This is a genomic window from Massilia sp. ST3 (genome assembly GCF_018119405.1).
In the GTDB taxonomy this organism is placed as follows: domain Bacteria; phylum Pseudomonadota; class Gammaproteobacteria; order Burkholderiales; family Burkholderiaceae_D; genus Telluria.
Genome location: NZ_JAGPWC010000010.1, coordinates 1 through 18,168 on the forward strand (window position 1 = coordinate 1; position 18,168 = coordinate 18,168).

The window sequence follows — 18,168 nt, forward strand, 5'->3', positions numbered from 1 at the left end:
GGGTTTTTTTTGGTGGGGGGGGGGGGGGGGGCCCCCCCCCCCCCCTACGGTTCGTGCCACGAAAAAAAACGGCAAGCCCTCGGGCTTGCCGTTTTTGCGTTCAAGAAGCCGAAGCTTAGAACGAGTGGCGCACGCCCACGTTGAACACCGACGGATCCGCGCCCAGCGCGGTCGACGGCGGCGCGAAGGTGCCGCCGGCCGAGCTCAGGCCGAAGGCCGCCAGGCTGTTGTTACGCACCTTGCCGTAGCTGCTGTACAGGTTGGTGCGCTTGGACAGGGTGTAGGTGTAGGCCAGCGAGAAGCCGTTGCCGCGCGCGCCCGATTCGATGCGCTGCTGGTGCACCGAGGCGTAGAAGCGGTTCGGGCCGGTGGTGTAGGAGCCGCCGATGGTGGTGAACTTGAACTCGTTGTTCGGACCGGTCAGGTCGGCCACCAGGTAGGCGGCGCGCAGGTCGAAGGCGCCCAGGGTGTAGCCGGCGCCGAAGGCGTATTCCTTGTCGTCGCCGGTGGCCAGGCGCTCGACCTGCTGGTAGCCCGCGCCCAGGTACAGCGGACCGTTCTTGTATTCGATCGCCGCGCCGGCCAGGTCGCCGGACGGGTCGTTCGAACGCTCGCCCGCGCTGTAGGCCGCCAGGACGGTGACGCCGCTGACCGGGTCGCTCTTGTAGTTGACCGAGTTCGACAGGCGGCGGGTCATGCGGCCGGCGCCGAAACCTCCCAGGGTCGAACCGTAGAAGCCGTGGCCCAGCGGGTCGGCCGATTGGGCGACGGCTGCGATTGGACCGTATTCGCGGCCGACGGTGATGGTGCCAAAGGCGCCCTGCAGGCCGACCACGGCGCGGCGCTGGAACAGGCCGGCCGCATCGCTTGCGCCGTTGTCGAGGGCGACGCCGGCTTCGAAGTTGAACAGCGCCTTCAGGCCATTGCCCAGGTCCTCGGTGCCGCGGAAGCCGACACGGCTGGTCGACTGGGTGCCCGAGCTGACGACGAAGCGGTTGTCTTCGCCTGGCGCATCGGTGTCCTCGATGCCGATCGAGGCGTCGGCGACGCCGTAAATCTGGACGCTGGTTTGCGCCTGGGCGAACAGCGGCAGGGTCGACACGAGTGCGGCTGCAAGAATCTTGAACTTCATGGATGTTCTCTCCAGTAGTTGGTTTTGATATTGCCTATCGATCATGACATGAAGGACGGCAGTTTGTCATTGTTCCGCCTGAGAGAGGGCGGACCGAGTTGCGAAAAAGTAAGCACTGCCCGTACCTTAACAGCTGAGCAATTGCTTAGCCAATAATCCTTGGCACTATGCTTATGCTAATTGTGTCTCCTCAAAACGGGCGTTGCAAATCGTATACAGAGTCGCTTACTACAAGCTTTCTAGCGATAGCGCTAACATCATTATACTCGGCCGATGATACTTAAATCGGTATCGGAACGGCGGAAAAATTGATTGGATCGTTCTCGGTGCAGCGCCTAACATTCCTCTCGAGCATGTAAAAAAAGCAGCCGCGAGCAGCCAGCGCCGGCGCATCAAAATAACGACAGAGGAGACGTATGAAACGCTTCGCATCGGGCCAAGCTGCGCCCACCCGTACCTTCATGTTGCGCGCCACCGTTGCTGCACTCGCCGGCGCCGGACTGATCAGCGCCGCCACGGTCGGCGCCCAGGAAATCTCCCCCACCGCGGCCACCGAAGCGGCGACGGAGCCGAGCGACACGCAGACCGTGGTCGTCACGGGCGTCAAGGCATCGCTCATCAAGAGCCTGACGAACAAGCGCCTCAACGACCAGGTCGTGGAATCGGTCGTTGCCGAAGACATCGGTAAGCTTCCCGATAACAATGTCGTCGAAGCGCTGCAGCGCGTGACGGGGATCCAGGTCACCAACCGCGCCGGCGGCGAAGTCGGCACCTTGTCCATCCGTGGCCTGCCCGACGTCCAGACCACCTGGAACGGCCGCAATATCTTTACCGCCTCGGGCACGCAGGTCGCGCTTCAGGACATTCCCTCGACCCTGGTGCGCCAGATCGACGTGTTCAAGACGCGCGACGCCAGCCAGCTGGAAACCGGCATTGCAGGCCAAATCGACGTCAAGTCGCTGCGGCCCTTCGATTTCAAGGGTTCGCAAGTGTCGATCTCGGCGCGCGAGACCTATCTGGATCCTGCGAAAAGGTGGAACCCGCAGCTCAGCGCCATGTTCAGCAACCGCTGGGAAACCGGCATCGGCGAAGTCGGCGCCCTGGTCAATCTTTCGGGTACCCAGACGAAATACCGCAACGAAAGCGTGACGCCGGGCGCCATGGTGCCGTTCACCAGCCCGAATGCCGCCGAAGTGCCGCCAGGCTACACGCCTTTGCAGCGCATCTTCGACAACAATATCTGGGCGCCCGGTACCCGTACCGGCTTGCCGATGGCAGCGGGTTCGACGCTGAATTTCAACGGCCAGGCGTATCCATACTACCTGGCGCGCGACGCCGTTTTCCAGAGCGACGTCCAGGGCGAACGCAAGCGCCCCGCCGCTAATCTCGCCTTGCAGTGGAAGCCGAACAGCGATGCGGTCTACACCTTCGAGTCGATGTACAACGGTTATCGCGACAAGGCCTTCAACCAGCTGCTGTTCAGCTTCGTCGACTGGTGGGGCGATCTCGGCAGCAATCCTGCGGGGACGATCACGACCTTCCCGGGAACGAACGTCATCAAGACCCGCCACGTCAATAACGTCTATGGCTTCAACAGCGGCGACTACACCACCTCGAAAACCGATTCCTACGTCTATGCGCTGAACGGCAAGTGGAATATCGGCGACCGCCTGAAGCTGGATGGCGATCTGTCGTACCAGACGAGCGAGTTCGACACGCAGTTCACGGCCACCCGGATCGATCGCGTCGCACCGTCCATCGACGTCGACTTCAATGCCGGCGGCGATACGGCCTTCCGTTTCAATAACAATGCCGACCTGGCCGACCCGAGCAAGTGGAATGTGGCGGAGTTCTACGATAACGCCAACCGCAACAAGGGCAGCGCCGCGACGGCCACCCTGGCGGGCGTCTTCGATGCCGGCTGGGGTGCGCTGGACACGCTCCAGTTCGGCGTGCGCCACGACGTGCGCAAGGCGTCGGAGGCCAACCGGACGCAATCGGCCTTCCTGGGCCGCAACCTCGCCTCGCTGGGTTCGCAGTATGCCATTACCAACTCGAACTTCGGCACGGACATCTCGGACGTTCCGCGCTCGTGGGTGGAGCCGAATGCCTACTATATCCGCGACAATATCGACGAGTGGCGCAAGCTCTATAACTCGGTTAACGGAAACTTCCTGACCACGGACAAGCTGAGTCTGCAGAAGACCTTCGAGATCGAGGAAAAGACGAGCAATCTCTACCTGATGGGGAATTTCCAGAGCGAGCTGTTCGGCAATCGCCTGCGCGCCAATGCCGGCGTGCGCTACACCAAGGTCGATACCGACATGGAGTTCTACAAGGTCGACGCCACCACCAAGGCGGTCACCACGTCCGGCGCCAGCAAGTCGACCAGCAAGTTCCTGCCCAGCCTGACCCTGACCTACGACCCGGCCAAGGACGTCGTGACGCGCTTCAACTTTGGCAAAACCCTGCGCCGTCCGAACTTCGGCGACCTGAATCCTGTCCTGCAACTGGCTGACGACGTGTCGCGGGTGGGGTATGGCTCGGGCACCGGCGGCAATCCGGACCTGAAGCCGACGCTGTCGACGAACTTCGACCTGACGGGCGAGTGGTATTTCCAGAAAGACAGCGCGCTCTACGGCACGCTGTTCAAGCGCAAGATCGACGGCCTGGTCGTGCCCCTGCGCCGCAAGATCCACGTCGACCCGGCGGACGACCCATTCCGCGACTCGACCTCGGGCGGCGACCATTCGAACGGCTACGACTACGTGATCAACTCACCGGTCAACGCTTCCGACGGCACGATCAAGGGTGTCGAGATCGGCCTGGTCTACTTCCCGAAGTGGCTGCCGGGCCCGCTGGAAGGCCTGGGGTTCCAGGGTAGTTTTACCCGACTCAGCTCGTCGCAGAACGTTCCTGAGGCCAATAGTGCCGGCGAGATCATCGCGCAGCTCGAGACGCCGTTCTTCGGAGTGTCCGACCGCTCCTATAATGCCACCCTGGCTTACGAAAAGGGCCCGGTCAGCGCGCGCTTGTCCTATGTCTGGCGCTCCGGCTTCCTGGCCGCCAACGAAGCCGCCTTGTTTGCGAATCCGATCGGTATCTGGCGTCATCCGGAAAAGAGCGTGGACATGCAGGTTTCCTACAAAATCAACGACAGGACCTCGGTCGATATCGCTGCGATCAACTTGACGAACGAAATGCAGCGGCAGTACTACCACTTCGGCAATGCGGGTAATGAGCAGTTGACCAATTTCGGTACGGTCCAGATCGGACGTTCGGTCTCGGTCGCCTTGCGCTGGAAGATGTAAGGCAAAGCAGCAGAACAGGGGCACTGCACGGTAGGATCCGGCAGTGCCCCGAATCGTTTGGAAGGGACCGCGAATCATGCAAACTCAAAAACTCTCCACCCTCGAAAAAGTGGGTTTCGGCGCAGGCGACATGGCGCTCAACGTGGTGATCTCGTCGATGATGCTGATCATCACTTTCTTCTACACCGACATCTACGGCCTCCGGACCGCCGACCTGGCGGCCTTGTTCGTGGCGGTGAAGGTGGTGGGAGCGATCGCCGACCTGATCATGGGGCAGATCACCGATGGCGTCCTGACGCGCTGGGGACGCTACCGTCCGTGGCTGCTGCTGCTCGCGGTGCCTTACGGCCTGAGCGTGTTCCTGGTGTTCTCGACGCCGGACTGGAACTACGACGCCAAGCTGGTCTGGGCCTATTCGACCTACATCCTGATGACCCTGATGACCGCGGGCGTGGGCATTCCCTACATCTCGCTGATCAGCGGCCTGACCTCGGACCCGCAGGAGCGCCTGTCGGCCAACGGCTACCGCCTGTTCTTCGCCAAGATCGGCGCCTTCATGGTGACCATCATCGTGCCGGTGCTGGCCAGCTGGTGGGACGGCGCCAACCCGGCGGCCGGCTACCAGGCCGCGATGGCGGTGATGGCGGCGATGGGCGTAGGCCTGTTCCTGTTCTGCTTCTTCACCACCACCGAGCGCGTGGTGCACAAGGTCGAGAAGCAGCCGCTGATGGAGCAGGTAAGGGTGCTGCTCAAGAACGACCAGTGGCTGATCCTGTGCGGCGTGTGCGTGACCGGCACCATCGGCTACGTGATCCGCGGCTCGGTCGCGATCTACTACGCCAAGTACTACCTGCACGGCGACACCGCCACCGTCTCGGCCTTCCTGTCGACCGGCGTGGCGGCGGCCATCCTGGCCATGGTGGTATCCACCTGGACCACCAAGTTCTATTGCAAGGTCAAGCTGTTCCGCTACACCCAGCTGATGGTGGCGGTGCTGAGCGTGATGATCTATGTGCTGGTCAAGCCGGGCGACATCGTGCTGGCCTTTGTCCTGTATTTCGTGCTGTCGCTGGTGGTGGACCTGCATGCGCCGGTGTTCTGGTCGGCCATCGCCGAGACCATCGACTACGGCCAGGTCAAGACCGGCAAGCGCGTCTCGGGCTTCGCCTTTGGGGGCATCTCGGTGTGCCAGAAGGCCGGCATGGCGATCGCGGGCGGCATGGTGGGCATCCTCCTGAACTATTTCGAATACCAGCCGAACCAGGAACAGTCGGCGCTGGCGCTGCAGGGCATCGCGCTGATGCTGTCGGTGATTCCGGGCGTCTTCCACTTCCTGATGGGGGCGCTGATGTTCAAGTACCGCATCAGCGACTCGTACTACGACACCGTCAAGAAGGACATGCGCACGCACGGATATGTGGCGACGTGACGCAGGTGAAGATTGAACGCGTCGGCGGCGAAGCCGCCAACCCTACCGTAGGGTCGGCGGGTCTCCCGCCGACGCGGTGATAGGCAAACTTTGAATCGAGACCGACCATGCAAGAAACCGTCCTGAAACCCCTGATCGAACAACGCGCCGATCCCTACATCTACAAGCACACCGACGGCTACTACTACTTCACCGCCTCGGTCCCCCTGTACGACCAGATCGAACTGCGCCGCGCCACCACCATCGAAGGCCTGGCCACGGCCCCCACGGTTACCGCCTGGACCAAGCCCGAGAGCGGCCCGTATTCCGAACTGGTCTGGGCCCCGGAAATCCACTTCAACCAGGGCGCCTGGTACGTCTATTTCGCCGCCGCCCCGAGCCGCGAGATCAAGCACAAGCTCTTCCAGCACCGCATGTACGCGATCCGGAATACCAATGCCAACCCGCTCGAAGGCGAATGGGAGTTCATGGGCCAGGTCGACACCGGCATCGACAGCTTCTGCCTGGACGCCACCACCTTCACCCACAAGGGCCAGCTCTATTACCTGTGGGCGCAGAAGGACTATGAGATCGAAGGCAACTCGAATCTCTACATCGCACCCATGAAGACTCCCTGGCAAATCGAAGGCAAGCCGATTCTGCTGAGCAAGCCGGAATACGATTGGGAAACCATCGGCTTCTGGGTCAACGAGGGGCCCTCGGTCCTGCGCCGCAACGGCAAGATCTTCATCAGCTACTCGGCCAGCGCCACCGACCACAACTACGCGATGGGCCTGCTGTGGGCCGACGAGGACGCCGACCTGCTGAACCCGGCCTCGTGGACCAAATCGCGCGAGCCGGTTTTGCGAACCTGCTACGATCATGGCATCTACGGCCCGGGCCACAATAGCTTCACCTACGCCGAAGACAACGACACCGTCATGCTGGTCTACCATGCGCGCACGTACACCGAGATCGTCGGCGATCCGCTGTGGAATCCGGACCGCCACACCTTCGTGAAGCCGCTGCGCTGGGATGAGGCAGGCATGCCGGTCTTCGGCCGGCCGTCCACCTATTAAGAAGGACAAGAACAACGTGCAAACCGGTATTACGCAAGCGCCCTTCGGCCAGCTGCCCGACGGCACGCCCATCACCCAGTTCACGCTCACCAATGCCAGGGGCATGGTGGCGAAGATCATCGACTTCGGCGGCATCATCACCGAGCTGCACGCGCCGGACCGCAACGGCAAGCTGGCCGACGTCGTGCTGGGCTTCGACACGCTCGAACCCTACCGCGGCGACAGCCCTTACTTCGGCGCCCTGATCGGCCGCTACGGCAACCGCATCGGCAAGGGCCGCTTCATGCTAGACGGCCGCGAGGTCCAGCTGCCGGTCAACAACGGCAACAACCACCTGCACGGCGGGCCGCAAGGCTTCCACAAGGTCAAGTGGCATGCCACGGTGGAGGGCGGCAGCCTGCGCCTGGCTTACCGCAGCATGGACGGCGAAGAGGGCTATCCGGGCAACCTGGACGTCACCGTGATCTACACGCTGAATGAGGACAACGAGCTGGTGGTGCGCTTCCATGCCGTCACCGACGCGCCGACGCCGGTCAACCTGACCCAGCACAGCTACTTCAACCTGGCCGGCAAGGGCGACATATTGGGGCACGAGCTCGTGATCGACGCCGACGCGTTTGTCGCCATCGACGCCGAATCGATCCCGACCGGCGAGCTGACCCCGGTGACGGGCACGCCCTTCGACTTCCGCATGCCGCGCCCGATCGGCGAGCGCATCGGCCAGCCGGACAAGCAGCTGCGCCACGGCCTGGGCTACGACCACAACTTCGTGCTGAACAAACCGAACGGCAAGTCCATGACCCGCGCCGCGCGCGTGGTCGAGCCGGAGTCGGGCAGGGTGCTGGAACTCTGGACCGAGGAGCCGGGCGTGCAGTTCTACAGCGGGAACTTCCTCGACGGCTCGCTCGAGGGCAAGGGCCAGAGCTACGAGCACCGCACGGGCTTTTGCCTGGAGCCGCAGCACTTCCCCGACTCGCCCAACAACCCATCCTTCCCGAACGTGATCCTGCGCCCCGGCCAGGTGTACGAGACCGAATCGCGCTTCCGCTTCGCGGTGGAGGAATGAATTCGATGGACTTGTTCATCGACGGCGGCCATGAGCTGGGCGAATGCGTGCTGTGGTGCGAGCGCACCAGACGCCTGCTGTGGACCGACATCCCGGCGGCCACCCTGTGGTCGCATTCGCCGTCCACCGGGCGCACCACCAGCTGGAAGATGCCGGAGCGCCTGTGTTCCTTCGCCCTGACCGGCAGCGACGACCGCCTGCTGCTGGGGCTCGCCTCCGGGCTGGCCTTCTTTACCTTCTCGACCGGGAAGGTGACGCGCATCTGCGATGTCGAACCGGATATTCCTTCGACCCGCCTGAACGACGGGCGCTGCGACCGCCAGGGTCGCTTCGTGTTCGGCATGTTCAACCAGGAGGAGAACCCGAAGCCGGCGCTGGGCGGCTTCTACCGCCTGAACCTGGACCTGACGCTCGAACGCCTGCCGATCGGGAACGCGGCCATCGCCAACTCGATCTGCTTCAGTCCCAACGGGCGCCGGATGTATTTCGCCGATTCGGCGACGCGCGCGATCCGCTTTGCCGACTACAACCCGTGTAGCGGGGAAGTCGGCGCGACCCATACTTTCGTCGCGGCCGATGTGGCGCCGGGAGAGCCGGATGGTTCCTGCGTCGATGCCGAAGGCTATCTGTGGACCACGCGCTGGGGCGCCGGCAAGGTGATGCGCTTCGCGCCGGACGGCCGCCTGGACCGCGTGCTGGAACTGGCCGCGCCGCAGCCGAGCTGCCCGGCCTTCGGCGGGCCGGATTTCTCCACCTTGTATGTCACTTCGGCGCATCTTGGCATGACGGCCAATGATCGCGCCGCCGCGCCTTTGTCGGGCGCCGTGTTCAGCCAGTCGCTCGACGTCCGCGGCTTGCCTGAAAACCGCTTCCTGCACGGCTGATCGGCCAATCTCCGTAGGGTGGGCGGGTCTCCCGCCCACGCGTTCAAACCCGGCGAGAGCAGCCCGCTCGGCTATTCAACCGATACCTACCACCGCGTGGGCGGGGAACCCGCCCGCCCTACGGATGGGTGCGTTGGAGAATCCGCCCACCCAGCAAGCATAAAGCCCTGTATTGATACTAAATCCGGTATCAATGATGCCTAAAAATTGATTGGAAAGTTATCTGGGCGCATTTTAGACTTCTTCATCGCTGATCGGGAGACACCAGGGTGGTGCCAACTACCCTAGGCCGTAGAAAAACGAGGAGAAACTAAGAATGTCCGAGCAAAAGAAGAAAACCACCTTGCGTTCCGCCGCGTGGTTTGGAACCCAGGACAAGAACGGCTTCATGTACCGGAGCTGGATGAAGAACCAGGGCATCCCCGACCACGAATTCCAGGGCAAGCCCATCATCGGCATCTGCAATACCTGGTCCGAACTCACCCCCTGCAACGCCCACTTCCGCAAGCTCGCCGAGCACGTCAAGCGCGGCATCCTGGAAGCCGGGGGCTTCCCGGTCGAATTCCCCGTCTTCTCGAACGGCGAATCGAACCTGCGTCCGACCGCCATGCTGACCCGTAACCTGGCGGCGATGGACGTCGAAGAATCGATCCGCGGCAATCCGATGGACGCCGTGGTACTGCTGGTGGGCTGCGACAAGACCACCCCGGCCCTCCTGATGGGCGCGGCCAGCGTCGACCTGCCGACCATCGTCGTCACCGGCGGCCCCATGCTCAACGGTAAGCTGAACGGCAAGGACATCGGTTCCGGCACCGCCGTCTGGCAGCTGCACGAGCAGGCCAAGGCCGGCCAGATCACGATGCACGAATTCCTGTCCGCCGAAGCCGGCCACTCGCGCTCGGCCGGCACCTGCAACACCATGGGCACCGCCTCGACCATGGCCTGCATGGCCGAGTCGCTCGGCACTTCGCTGCCGCACAACGCCGCGATCCCAGCCGTCGACGCGCGCCGCTACGTGCTGGCGCACATGTCGGGCATCCGCATCGTCGAGATGGTGCACGAAGACCTGAAGCTCTCGAAGATCCTCAAGCGCGAGAACTTCGAGAACGCGATCCGCATGAACGCGGCCATCGGCGGCTCGACCAACGCCGTGATCCACCTGAAGGCGATCGCCGGCCGCGTCGGCGTGCCGCTCGAGCTGGAAGACTGGACCACCATCGGCAAGGGCACCCCGACCGTGGTCGACCTGCTGCCTTCGGGCCGCTTCCTGATGGAAGAGTTCTATTACGCCGGCGGCCTGCCGGCCGTGATCCGCCGCATGGGCGAGGGCGGCCTGATTCCGCACAAGGACGCGCTGACCGTCAACGGCAAGACCCTGTGGGAGAACTGCCAGGACGCGCCGATCTACAACGACGAAGTGATCCGCAAGCTGGACAACCCGCTGATCGCCGACGGCGGCATCTGCATCCTGCGCGGCAACCTGGCGCCGCGTGGCGCCGTGCTGAAGCCGTCCGCCGCCTCGCCGCACCTGATGAAGCACCGCGGCAAGGCCGTGGTGTTCGAGGATTTCGACCACTACAAGCAGCGCATCAATGATCCGGACCTGGACGTGGACGAAAACTCGATCCTGCTCATGAAGAACTGCGGCCCCAAGGGTTACCCGGGCATGGCCGAAGTGGGCAACATGGGCCTGCCGCCCAAGCTGCTGGCGAAGGGCATCACCGACATGGTCCGCATCTCGGACGCGCGCATGAGCGGCACCGCCTACGGCACCGTGGTCCTGCACGTGGCGCCGGAAGCGATGGCCGGCGGTCCGCTGGGCATCGTCCAGGATGGCGACATGATCCAGCTGGACTGCTACAGCGGCTCGTTGAACGTCGAGCTGTCGGACGAGGAAATCAAGGCACGCCTGGCCGACCGCGCGGAGAAGAACAAGCCGGTGCAGCATAGCGGCTACCAGCGGCTCTACCTCGATCACGTGCTGCAGGCGGACGAGGGCTGCGACTTCGACTTCCTCGTGGGAAGCCGCGGTTCCGCGGTGCCCAAGCATTCTCATTGATCGATCGGGAGCTGAACGCGTCGGCGGGAAACCCGCCAACCCTACGTAGGGTTGGCGGCTCTGCCGCCGACGCGTTCAACGCACGTATCCTGACCTAACAACCCATAGGAGACCGGGCCATGCTGCTCGTACAATTTCTGACCGAATCCAAGGAACGCCGCGTCGGCATCCTGCACGACAACATCATCCGCGTCATCAAGGGCTACGCCACCACCCTGGACCTGGCGCGCGCCGCCATCGCGACCCAAGCAGGCCTGGCCCAACTGGCCGACACCTCGGCCAGCGCCGAGACCCTCGACTACGAAGACGTGGCGAAAGCCGGCCGCATCCTGCCCCCGCTCGACCACCCGGACGCCGCCCACTGCTACGTCACCGGCACCGGCCTGACCCACCTGGGCAGCGCCGATACGCGCGACGCCATGCACAAGAAGATCGGCGGCGACGTCGAGACCTTGAGCGACTCGATGAAGATGTTCCGCATGGGCGTCGAAGGCGGCAAACCCGCCGCCGGCACCGCGGGCGTGCAGCCGGAATGGTTCTACAAGGGCGACGGCTCGATCGTGCGCGCCACCGGCCAGGACCTGGACATGCCCGATTTCGCCCTCGACGGCGGCGAGGAACCGGAGATCGCCGGCCTCTACCTGATCGGCGACGACGGCCAGCCTTACCGCCTCGGTTTCGCGATCGGCAACGAGTTCTCGGACCACGTCACCGAACGCCAGAACTACCTGTATCTCGCGCACTCCAAGCTGCGCAACTGCGGCGTCGGCCCGGCCCTGCTGGTGGGCGAACTGCCGGCCCACGTCGAAGGCGTCTCGCGCATCTACGACAAGAGCGGCCAGGTGCGCTGGGAGAAGGCTTTCGTGAGCGGTGAGCAGAACATGTCGCACACCATCGCCAACCTCGAATACCACCATTTCAAGTACGGCCTGTTCAATCGTCCGGGCGACGTGCACATCCACTTCTTCGGCACCGCCACCCTGAGCGTGGCCGACAACATCGTGGTGGAAGCCGGCGAGACCTTCGAAGTCCAGTCGCCCACCTTCGGCCCGGCCCTGCGCAACAAGCTGGCCGTCCACGCCACCCCATTTGCGAAAGTGAAGACCTTATGAGCATTACCGGAGAAGCCATTATCGGCGGCGCCCAGGAACGCGGCGCCGGCGGTTCGTTCAAGGCCTGGGACCCGAGCCGCCGCGAATACCTGGAACCCGCCTTCCACATGGTCACGCCCGACCAGATCGACCGCGCCTGCCGCCTGGCTGGCGAAGCCTTTGACACCTTCCGCGCCACCAGCGACCAGGAACGCGCCCAGTTCCTCGACACGGTCGCCGAGCAGATCCTGGCCATCGGCGACGAACTGATCGAACGCGCGATGGCGGAATCCGGCCTGCCGCGCGTGCGCCTGGAAGGGGAGCGCATGCGCACCGTGAACCAGCTGCGCATGTTCGGCGCCCTGCTGCGCGAAGGCTCCTGGGCCGACGCCCGCCTGGACACCCCGCTGCCGGAACGCACGCCGCCGCGCCCGGACCTGCGCATGCGCCTGATCGGCCTGGGCCCGGTCGCCGTCTTTGCCGCCTCCAACTTCCCGCTGGCCTTCTCGGTGGCCGGCGGCGATACCGCCTCCGCCTTCGCGGCCGGCTGCCCGGTGGTGCTCAAGGCCCACTCGGCCCATCCCGGCACCTCCGAACTGGTGGCGCGCGCCGTCACCAAGGCCGTCCAACTGTGCGCACTGCCGGCCGGCGTGTTCACCCTGCTGACGGGCACCGGCAACGGCATCGGCCAGGCCCTGGTCGGCCATCCGGCAATCCAGGCGGTCGGCTTCACCGGTTCGCGCTCGGGCGGCACCGCCCTGATGGCCGTGGCCGCGGCGCGCAAGCAGCCGATCCCGGTCTACGCCGAGATGAGCAGCATTAACCCGGTGTTCCTGATGCCGAACGCACTGGAAAACCGCGCCGAGGAGATCGGCAAGCACTTCGCCGCCTCGCTGACCCTGGGCGTCGGCCAGTTCTGCACCAACCCCGGCCTGGTGCTGGCTGTGGACGGCCCCGGCCTGTCGACCTTCTGCAAGGCCGCGCTTGATGCCCTGCACGCCACCCAGGCGGCAGTGATGCTGAACCAGAACATCGCCGACAGCTACCGCAAGGGCGTCGACGCGCTGGCGAACAACGCGGCCATCACCACCCTGGCGCGCCTGGAGCACGAGGAAGGCAAGGGCGCCGCGGCGCTGTTCCGCGTCAGCGCGGAAGAGTTCCTGACCCGCCACGAGCTGCACGAGGAAGTCTTCGGCCCGGCCTCGGTGCTGGTGGTATGCCAGAACCTCGGGCAGCTGCACGAGGTGGCGGAAGTGCTGGAAGGCCAGCTGACCGCGACCCTGCAGATCGATCCGGAAGATTACGCGGATGCCAAGGCCCTGCTGCCTGTGCTCGAGCGCAAGGTCGGCCGCATCCTGGCCAACGGCTACCCGACCGGCGTCGAAGTGTCGACCGCCATGGTCCACGGCGGTCCTTTCCCGTCGACCGCCGACGGCCGCAGCACCTCGGTGGGCACCGGCGCGATCAGCCGCTTCCTGCGTCCGGTCTGCTACCAGAACATGCCGGCCGAGCTGCTGCCGGAAGTCCTGCGCGACGGTAACCCGCTGGGCACCTGGCGCCGCCGCGACGGCGCGTTGACCAAAGAGTAAAAACGGCCGCACAATAAGAACAGATGGAGACAGTGATGAGTCAGTTGGCGAAGTATCCCAGCTTGCGGGGCAAGCGTGTATTCGTGACCGGTGGCGGCACCGGCATCGGCGAGGCGATCGTGAGCGCCTTCGTGGAGCAGGGCGCCGCGGTGGCCTTCGTGGACATCGCCAGGCAGCCCAGCGAAGCCCTGTGCGCGAGGCTGGCGGCGGCAGGCCACGACGCGCCGGTGTTCCGCTATTGCGACATCACCGACATCCCCGCGCTGCAGCGCACGGTGGCCGAACTGGCCGCCCAGCTGGGCGACTTCGACATCCTGGTCAACAATGCCGCCAACGACCAGCGCCACGACATCAAGGATGTCTCGCTCGACTACTGGAACGAGCGCATCGCCATCAACCAGCGTCCGATGTTCTTCACCATCCAGGCCGTCCTGGAGGGCATGAAGAAGAAGGGCGGCGGGTCGATCATCAACTTCAGCTCCATGTCCTGGCATGCCAAGGGCGCCGGCTATCCGGTCTACGCCACCACCAAGGCGGCCGTCATCGGCCTGACCCGCAGCCTGGCGCGCGACCTCGGTCCGTTCGGCGTGCGCGTCAATACCGTCACCCCGGGCTGGGTCATGACCCAGCGCCAGATCGAGCTGTGGGTCGATGCGGCGGCGGAAGAGGAAATCAAGAAGGCGCAGTGCCTGCCGGGCAAGCTGATGCCGGAGGATGTCGCCAACATGGTGCTCTTCCTGGGCGCGGACGACAGCAAGATGTGCACGGCGCAGGATTTCGTGGTGGATGCGGGTTGGACTTGACGATGTAGTGCTCTAAGGGTTGGCGCTTTGCCGGCCCGTGTCGTATCCGTCCAGTCGTACCCGCCCACCTACCACCGTCATCCCGGCGCAGGCCGGGATCCAAGTTCGCAGCTTTGCCAGCAAACTTGGGTTCCGGCCTGCGCCGGAACGACGGGGTGTTTTGGAGTCCGCCATGAATGCATACTGCCGTATCCCGCTGGCCGCCATCGCCCTGCTGTGCACCCACGCGCACGCCGCGGCACTGACCAGCCCCGACCGCCACATCAGCGTCGACGTCGTCGTATCGAGCACCGGCACGCTGACCTACGCCGTTTCGCGCGACGGCAAACCCGTCATCCTCCCATCCGCCCTCGGCCTCCAGCTGAAGGGCGCCGACCTGTCCGGCAAGCTGAGCCTCGCGGCCAGCTCGCCGGTCAAGCCGGTACGCGACACCTACGAACTCGCCACGGCCAAGAAGCGCAGGATCACCTACAGCGCCAACGAGCAGACCCACACCGTCCGCAACGCGGCAGGGCAGGCGATGGACGTGACCTTCCGCGCATCGAACGACGGCGTGGCATTCCGCTACGTGGTGCGCGAACCGAAGCTGGGTCTTAAGCAATTCGTTTCCGAATCCACCAGCTTCGCCTTCGACCCCGCAAGCAAAGCCTGGCTGCAGCCGATGTCGGTCGCCCAGACCGGCTGGAGCAACACTAACCCGTCCTACGAGGAACACTACCAGCGCGAGATCGCGGTGGGTACGCCTTCGAAACTGGGCGCCGGCTGGGTCTTCCCGGCCCTGTTCCGCACCGGCGACACCTGGGTGGCCCTGACCGAAGCCAGCATGGACGGCAGCTTCCACGCCTCGCGCCTGGCTTCCGAGTCGCCGAACGGCGTCTACCGCCTGGCGCCGCCGGCGGCGCCCGAGGTCTTCACCAATGGTGCGCTGCTTGCCAGCGCGAAGGGTGATCTCGTTACCCCCTGGCGCATCGTCACCCTCGGCTCGCTCAAGACCCTGGTCGAATCCACGCTCGGTACCGACCTGGCCGCGCCCAGCATCTCCTTCTCCAAGGCGCGCGTCCAGCCCGGCCATGCTTCCTGGAGCTGGGCGCTGCTGAAGGACGACGGCACCGTCTTCGACACGCAAAAGCGGTTCGTCGACTTCGCCGCCGACATGAAATGGGACTACACCCTGGTCGACGCCGACTGGGACCGCAAGATCGGCGTCGACAAGCTGCGCGAACTGGTGAAGTATGCCGACGGGAAGAAGGTCGGCATCCTGGTCTGGTACAACTCGTCCGGCGCCTGGAACAAGACCGAGTACAGCCCGAAAGGTGCGCTACTTACGCCAGCCCAGCGCAAGAAGGAATTCGCCCGCCTGCGCGAGCTCGGCGTCAAGGGCGTCAAGATCGACTTCTTCGCCGGCGACGGCCAGTCGATGATCGCCTATTATGTGGATCTCCTGAAGGACGCGGCCGACGCCGGCCTGCTGGTGAACTTCCACGGCGCCACCTTGCCGCGCGGCTGGTCGCGCACCTATCCCAACCTGATGACGGTGGAAGCGGTGCGCGGCTTCGAGTTCGCCACCTTCGAGCAGGCCGACCAGGACGCCGTGGTCGCCCACGCGGCCATGCTGCCTTTCGCCCGCAACCTGTTCGACCCCATGGACTTCACGCCGATGGTCTTCGGCGACATCCCCAAGATCAAGCGCGCCACCCGCAACGGCTTCGAGCTGGCCGAGTCGGTGCTGTTCCTGTCCGGCATCCAGCACTTCGCCGAGCGTCCGGAAGGCATGGCCACCGCTCCCGGCTATGTGAAGACGCTGCTGCAGGACCTGCCGCGCAGCTGGGACGATGTGCGCTTCATCGACGGCTATCCCGGCCGCTACGCCGTCATCGCGCGCAGGAGCGGCGACAGCTGGTATGTGGCGGGGATCAACGCCGACGGCGCCGCGCGCAAGGTCGACCTCGACCTGTCCTTCCTCGGCGCGCGCAGCGGCACGCTGATCGCAGACGGCGACACCGAACGCAGTTTCACCCAGGCCCCCATCAAGGCCGGCAAGACAACGATTAGCATCAAACCGCAAGGCGGCTTCGTAGCCGTATTCAAGTAAAACACCAGGAGACACGCATGAACGTATTCAAGCCCACCCTCGTCGCCTTGGCCATGGCCGCACTGCCGGCCTTTGCCCAGGTGAGCGTCACGGTCGACACCACGAAGCCCGGCCCGGTCATCAACAAGAACGTCTACGGCCAGTTCGCCGAGCACCTCGGCACCGGCATCTACGAGGGCCTCTGGGTCGGTCCACAGTCCAAGATCCCGAACACCCGCGGCTGGCGCAACGACGTGGTAGGCGCACTGAAGGAACTCAAGGTGCCGCTGGTGCGCTGGCCGGGCGGCTGCTTCGCCGACGAATACCACTGGCGCGACGGCATCGGCGCGCGCAACAAGCGTCCGGTGAAGGTCAACACCCACTGGGGCGGGGTGGCGGAAGACAACGCCGTCGGCACCCACGAGTTCTTCGACCTGGTCGAGATCCTGGGCACCGAAGCCTATGTCAACGGCAACCTGGGTTCCGGTACCCCGCAGGAGATGGCCGAGTGGCTCGAGTACATGACCTCGGACACCAAGTCGACCCTGGCCGAGCAGCGCCGCAAGAACGGCCGCAAGGAGCCGTACAAGGTCGCCTTCTTCGGCATCGGTAACGAAGCCTGGGGCTGCGGCGGCAACATGAAGCCGGAGTACTACGCCAACCTGTACAACCACTACGCCACCTTCCTGAAGACGCCGCCGAATGCGCGTCCGAAGATGATCGCCAGCGGCGGCAACGACGACGATACCAAGTGGACCGAAGTGCTGAGCAAGGAAGCCGCGCGCGGCACCGACGGCATCAGCTTCCACTTCTACACCCTGCCGACCGGCGTGTGGGAGAAGAAGGGCGCCGCCACCGGCTTCCCGGAATCGGAATGGTTCTCGACCATGCAGCAGACCATGCGCATGGACGGCCACATCCGCCGCAACGTCGCCATCCTGGACAAGAACGATCCCGAGAAGAAGATCGGTTTCTATGTCGACGAATGGGGCACCTGGTACGACGTGGAGCCGGGCACCAACCCGGGCTTCCTGTTCCAGCGTAATACCATCCGCGACGCGGTCGTGGCGGCGGTCAACTTCAACATCTTCCACGCCCACGCCGAGCGCGTGCGCATGACGATGATCGCGCAGATGGTCAACGTGCTGCAGGCGATGATCATCACCGACAAGGAAAAGATGCTGCTGACCCCGACCTACCACGCCTACAAGATGTACATCCCGTTCCAGGATGCGACCTCGCTGCCGGTGGCGGTGGACAACGACGTGGCGTATTCGAGCAACGGCAAGTCGGTGCCGGGCATCAGCGCCTCGGCCGCCCGCGGCAAGGACGGCAAGACCTACATCGCCCTGGTCAACACCCACCCGACCCGCGCCAGCGACATCACCCTGAACGTGGGTGGGCAGAACGTGACCGGTGTCTCGGGCCAGATCCTGACCGCCGACGCGATGGACGCGCACAACACCTTCGAGAAGCCGCAGGCAGTCAAGCCGGCGCCGTACAGCGCGAAGGCGGCTGACGGCAAGCTGACCATGAAGGTGCCGGCGAAGGCGGTGATCGTTGTGTCGGTTGATGCGTAATAGTTAGCCCAAGCCCGTCGTTCCGGCGAAGGCCGGAACCCAAGTTGCACGCGTTGTCGAGACGCTAAACTTGGGTCCCGGCCTCCGCCGGGAGT

At 64.5% G+C, this 18,168-nt stretch carries 12 protein-coding genes; 11 read left to right on the top strand and 1 reads right to left on the bottom strand.

Features of this window, described 5'->3' with window-relative positions; genetic code table 11:
* Nucleotides 1-115 precede the first annotated feature (115 nt).
* On the bottom strand, nucleotides 116-1,132 hold the full coding sequence (locus KBW98_RS04960) for a porin (RefSeq protein WP_211519030.1): 1,017 nt from the start codon (nucleotides 1,130-1,132) through the stop codon (nucleotides 116-118).
* Nucleotides 1,133-1,548: 416 nt separating this feature from the next.
* On the opposite strand from KBW98_RS04960, the gene KBW98_RS04965 reads away from it, so the two are divergent.
* The 11 genes from KBW98_RS04965 (at nucleotide 1,549) to KBW98_RS05015 (ending at nucleotide 18,073) form a co-directional block, all read left to right on the top strand.
* Nucleotides 1,549-4,443: a TonB-dependent receptor gene (locus KBW98_RS04965; RefSeq protein ID WP_211519031.1), complete on the top strand. Its 2,895-nt coding sequence runs from the start codon at nucleotides 1,549-1,551 to the stop codon at nucleotides 4,441-4,443.
* Between the two features lie 76 nt (nucleotides 4,444-4,519).
* The gene (locus tag KBW98_RS04970) at nucleotides 4,520-5,872 is read left to right on the top strand and encodes an MFS transporter (protein ID WP_211519032.1); all 1,353 of its coding nucleotides are present in this window, start codon (nucleotides 4,520-4,522) and stop codon (nucleotides 5,870-5,872) included.
* Nucleotides 5,873-5,979: 107 nt separating this feature from the next.
* Entirely contained in the window at nucleotides 5,980-6,930 is a 951-nt protein-coding gene (locus KBW98_RS04975) for a family 43 glycosylhydrolase (RefSeq protein ID WP_211519033.1), read from the top strand.
* Nucleotides 6,931-6,946: 16 nt separating this feature from the next.
* Nucleotides 6,947-7,996: an aldose epimerase family protein gene (locus tag KBW98_RS04980; protein ID WP_373888904.1), complete on the top strand. Its 1,050-nt coding sequence runs from the start codon at nucleotides 6,947-6,949 to the stop codon at nucleotides 7,994-7,996.
* 5 nt (nucleotides 7,997-8,001) lie between these two features.
* Nucleotides 8,002-8,880 (top strand): SMP-30/gluconolactonase/LRE family protein, encoded by an 879-nt coding sequence (locus KBW98_RS04985; RefSeq protein WP_373888905.1) that lies wholly within the window; start codon nucleotides 8,002-8,004, stop codon nucleotides 8,878-8,880.
* A gap of 316 nt (nucleotides 8,881-9,196) precedes the next feature.
* A complete protein-coding gene (locus tag KBW98_RS04990) occupies nucleotides 9,197-10,939 on the top strand; it encodes an IlvD/Edd family dehydratase (RefSeq protein ID WP_211519036.1) in 1,743 nt (580 codons plus the stop codon).
* A gap of 119 nt (nucleotides 10,940-11,058) precedes the next feature.
* Nucleotides 11,059-12,051, top strand: coding sequence for an AraD1 family protein (gene araD1, locus KBW98_RS04995; RefSeq protein WP_211519037.1), 993 nt, complete (start codon nucleotides 11,059-11,061; stop codon nucleotides 12,049-12,051).
* Complete coding sequence (locus KBW98_RS05000) at nucleotides 12,048-13,619, top strand: aldehyde dehydrogenase (NADP(+)) (RefSeq protein WP_211519038.1); 1,572 nt, start codon at nucleotides 12,048-12,050, stop codon at nucleotides 13,617-13,619. The genes araD1 and KBW98_RS05000 overlap by 4 nt, the downstream gene beginning before the upstream one ends.
* A 35-nt stretch (nucleotides 13,620-13,654) precedes the next feature.
* Nucleotides 13,655-14,422 (top strand): SDR family NAD(P)-dependent oxidoreductase, encoded by a 768-nt coding sequence (locus KBW98_RS05005; protein ID WP_211519039.1) that lies wholly within the window; start codon nucleotides 13,655-13,657, stop codon nucleotides 14,420-14,422.
* Between the two features lie 172 nt (nucleotides 14,423-14,594).
* Nucleotides 14,595-16,514, top strand: a complete 1,920-nt coding sequence (locus tag KBW98_RS05010; protein WP_211519040.1) for a glycoside hydrolase family 97 protein — start codon at nucleotides 14,595-14,597, stop codon at nucleotides 16,512-16,514.
* A 17-nt stretch (nucleotides 16,515-16,531) separates the two neighbouring features.
* Nucleotides 16,532-18,073, top strand: coding sequence for an alpha-N-arabinofuranosidase (locus KBW98_RS05015; protein ID WP_211519041.1), 1,542 nt, complete (start codon nucleotides 16,532-16,534; stop codon nucleotides 18,071-18,073).
* Nucleotides 18,074-18,168: the final 95 nt, after the last annotated feature.

Excerpts from the sequence above, each read along its gene's own strand:
- KBW98_RS04960 (WP_211519030.1), bottom strand. The coding sequence starts at position 1,132 with ATGAAGTTCAAGATTCTTGCAGCCGCACTCGTGTCGACCCTGCCGCTG.
- KBW98_RS05010 (WP_211519040.1), top strand. The coding sequence starts at position 14,595 with ATGAATGCATACTGCCGTATCCCGCTGGCCGCCATCGCCCTGCTGTGC.
- araD1 (WP_211519037.1), top strand. The coding sequence starts at position 11,059 with ATGCTGCTCGTACAATTTCTGACCGAATCCAAGGAACGCCGCGTCGGC.
- KBW98_RS05000 (WP_211519038.1), top strand. The coding sequence starts at position 12,048 with ATGAGCATTACCGGAGAAGCCATTATCGGCGGCGCCCAGGAACGCGGC.
- KBW98_RS04970 (WP_211519032.1), top strand. The coding sequence starts at position 4,520 with ATGCAAACTCAAAAACTCTCCACCCTCGAAAAAGTGGGTTTCGGCGCA.
- KBW98_RS04975 (WP_211519033.1), top strand. The coding sequence starts at position 5,980 with ATGCAAGAAACCGTCCTGAAACCCCTGATCGAACAACGCGCCGATCCC.
- KBW98_RS04990 (WP_211519036.1), top strand. The coding sequence starts at position 9,197 with ATGTCCGAGCAAAAGAAGAAAACCACCTTGCGTTCCGCCGCGTGGTTT.
- KBW98_RS05015 (WP_211519041.1), top strand. The coding sequence starts at position 16,532 with ATGAACGTATTCAAGCCCACCCTCGTCGCCTTGGCCATGGCCGCACTG.
- KBW98_RS04985 (WP_373888905.1), top strand. The coding sequence starts at position 8,002 with ATGGACTTGTTCATCGACGGCGGCCATGAGCTGGGCGAATGCGTGCTG.
- KBW98_RS05005 (WP_211519039.1), top strand. The coding sequence starts at position 13,655 with ATGAGTCAGTTGGCGAAGTATCCCAGCTTGCGGGGCAAGCGTGTATTC.
- KBW98_RS04965 (WP_211519031.1), top strand. The coding sequence starts at position 1,549 with ATGAAACGCTTCGCATCGGGCCAAGCTGCGCCCACCCGTACCTTCATG.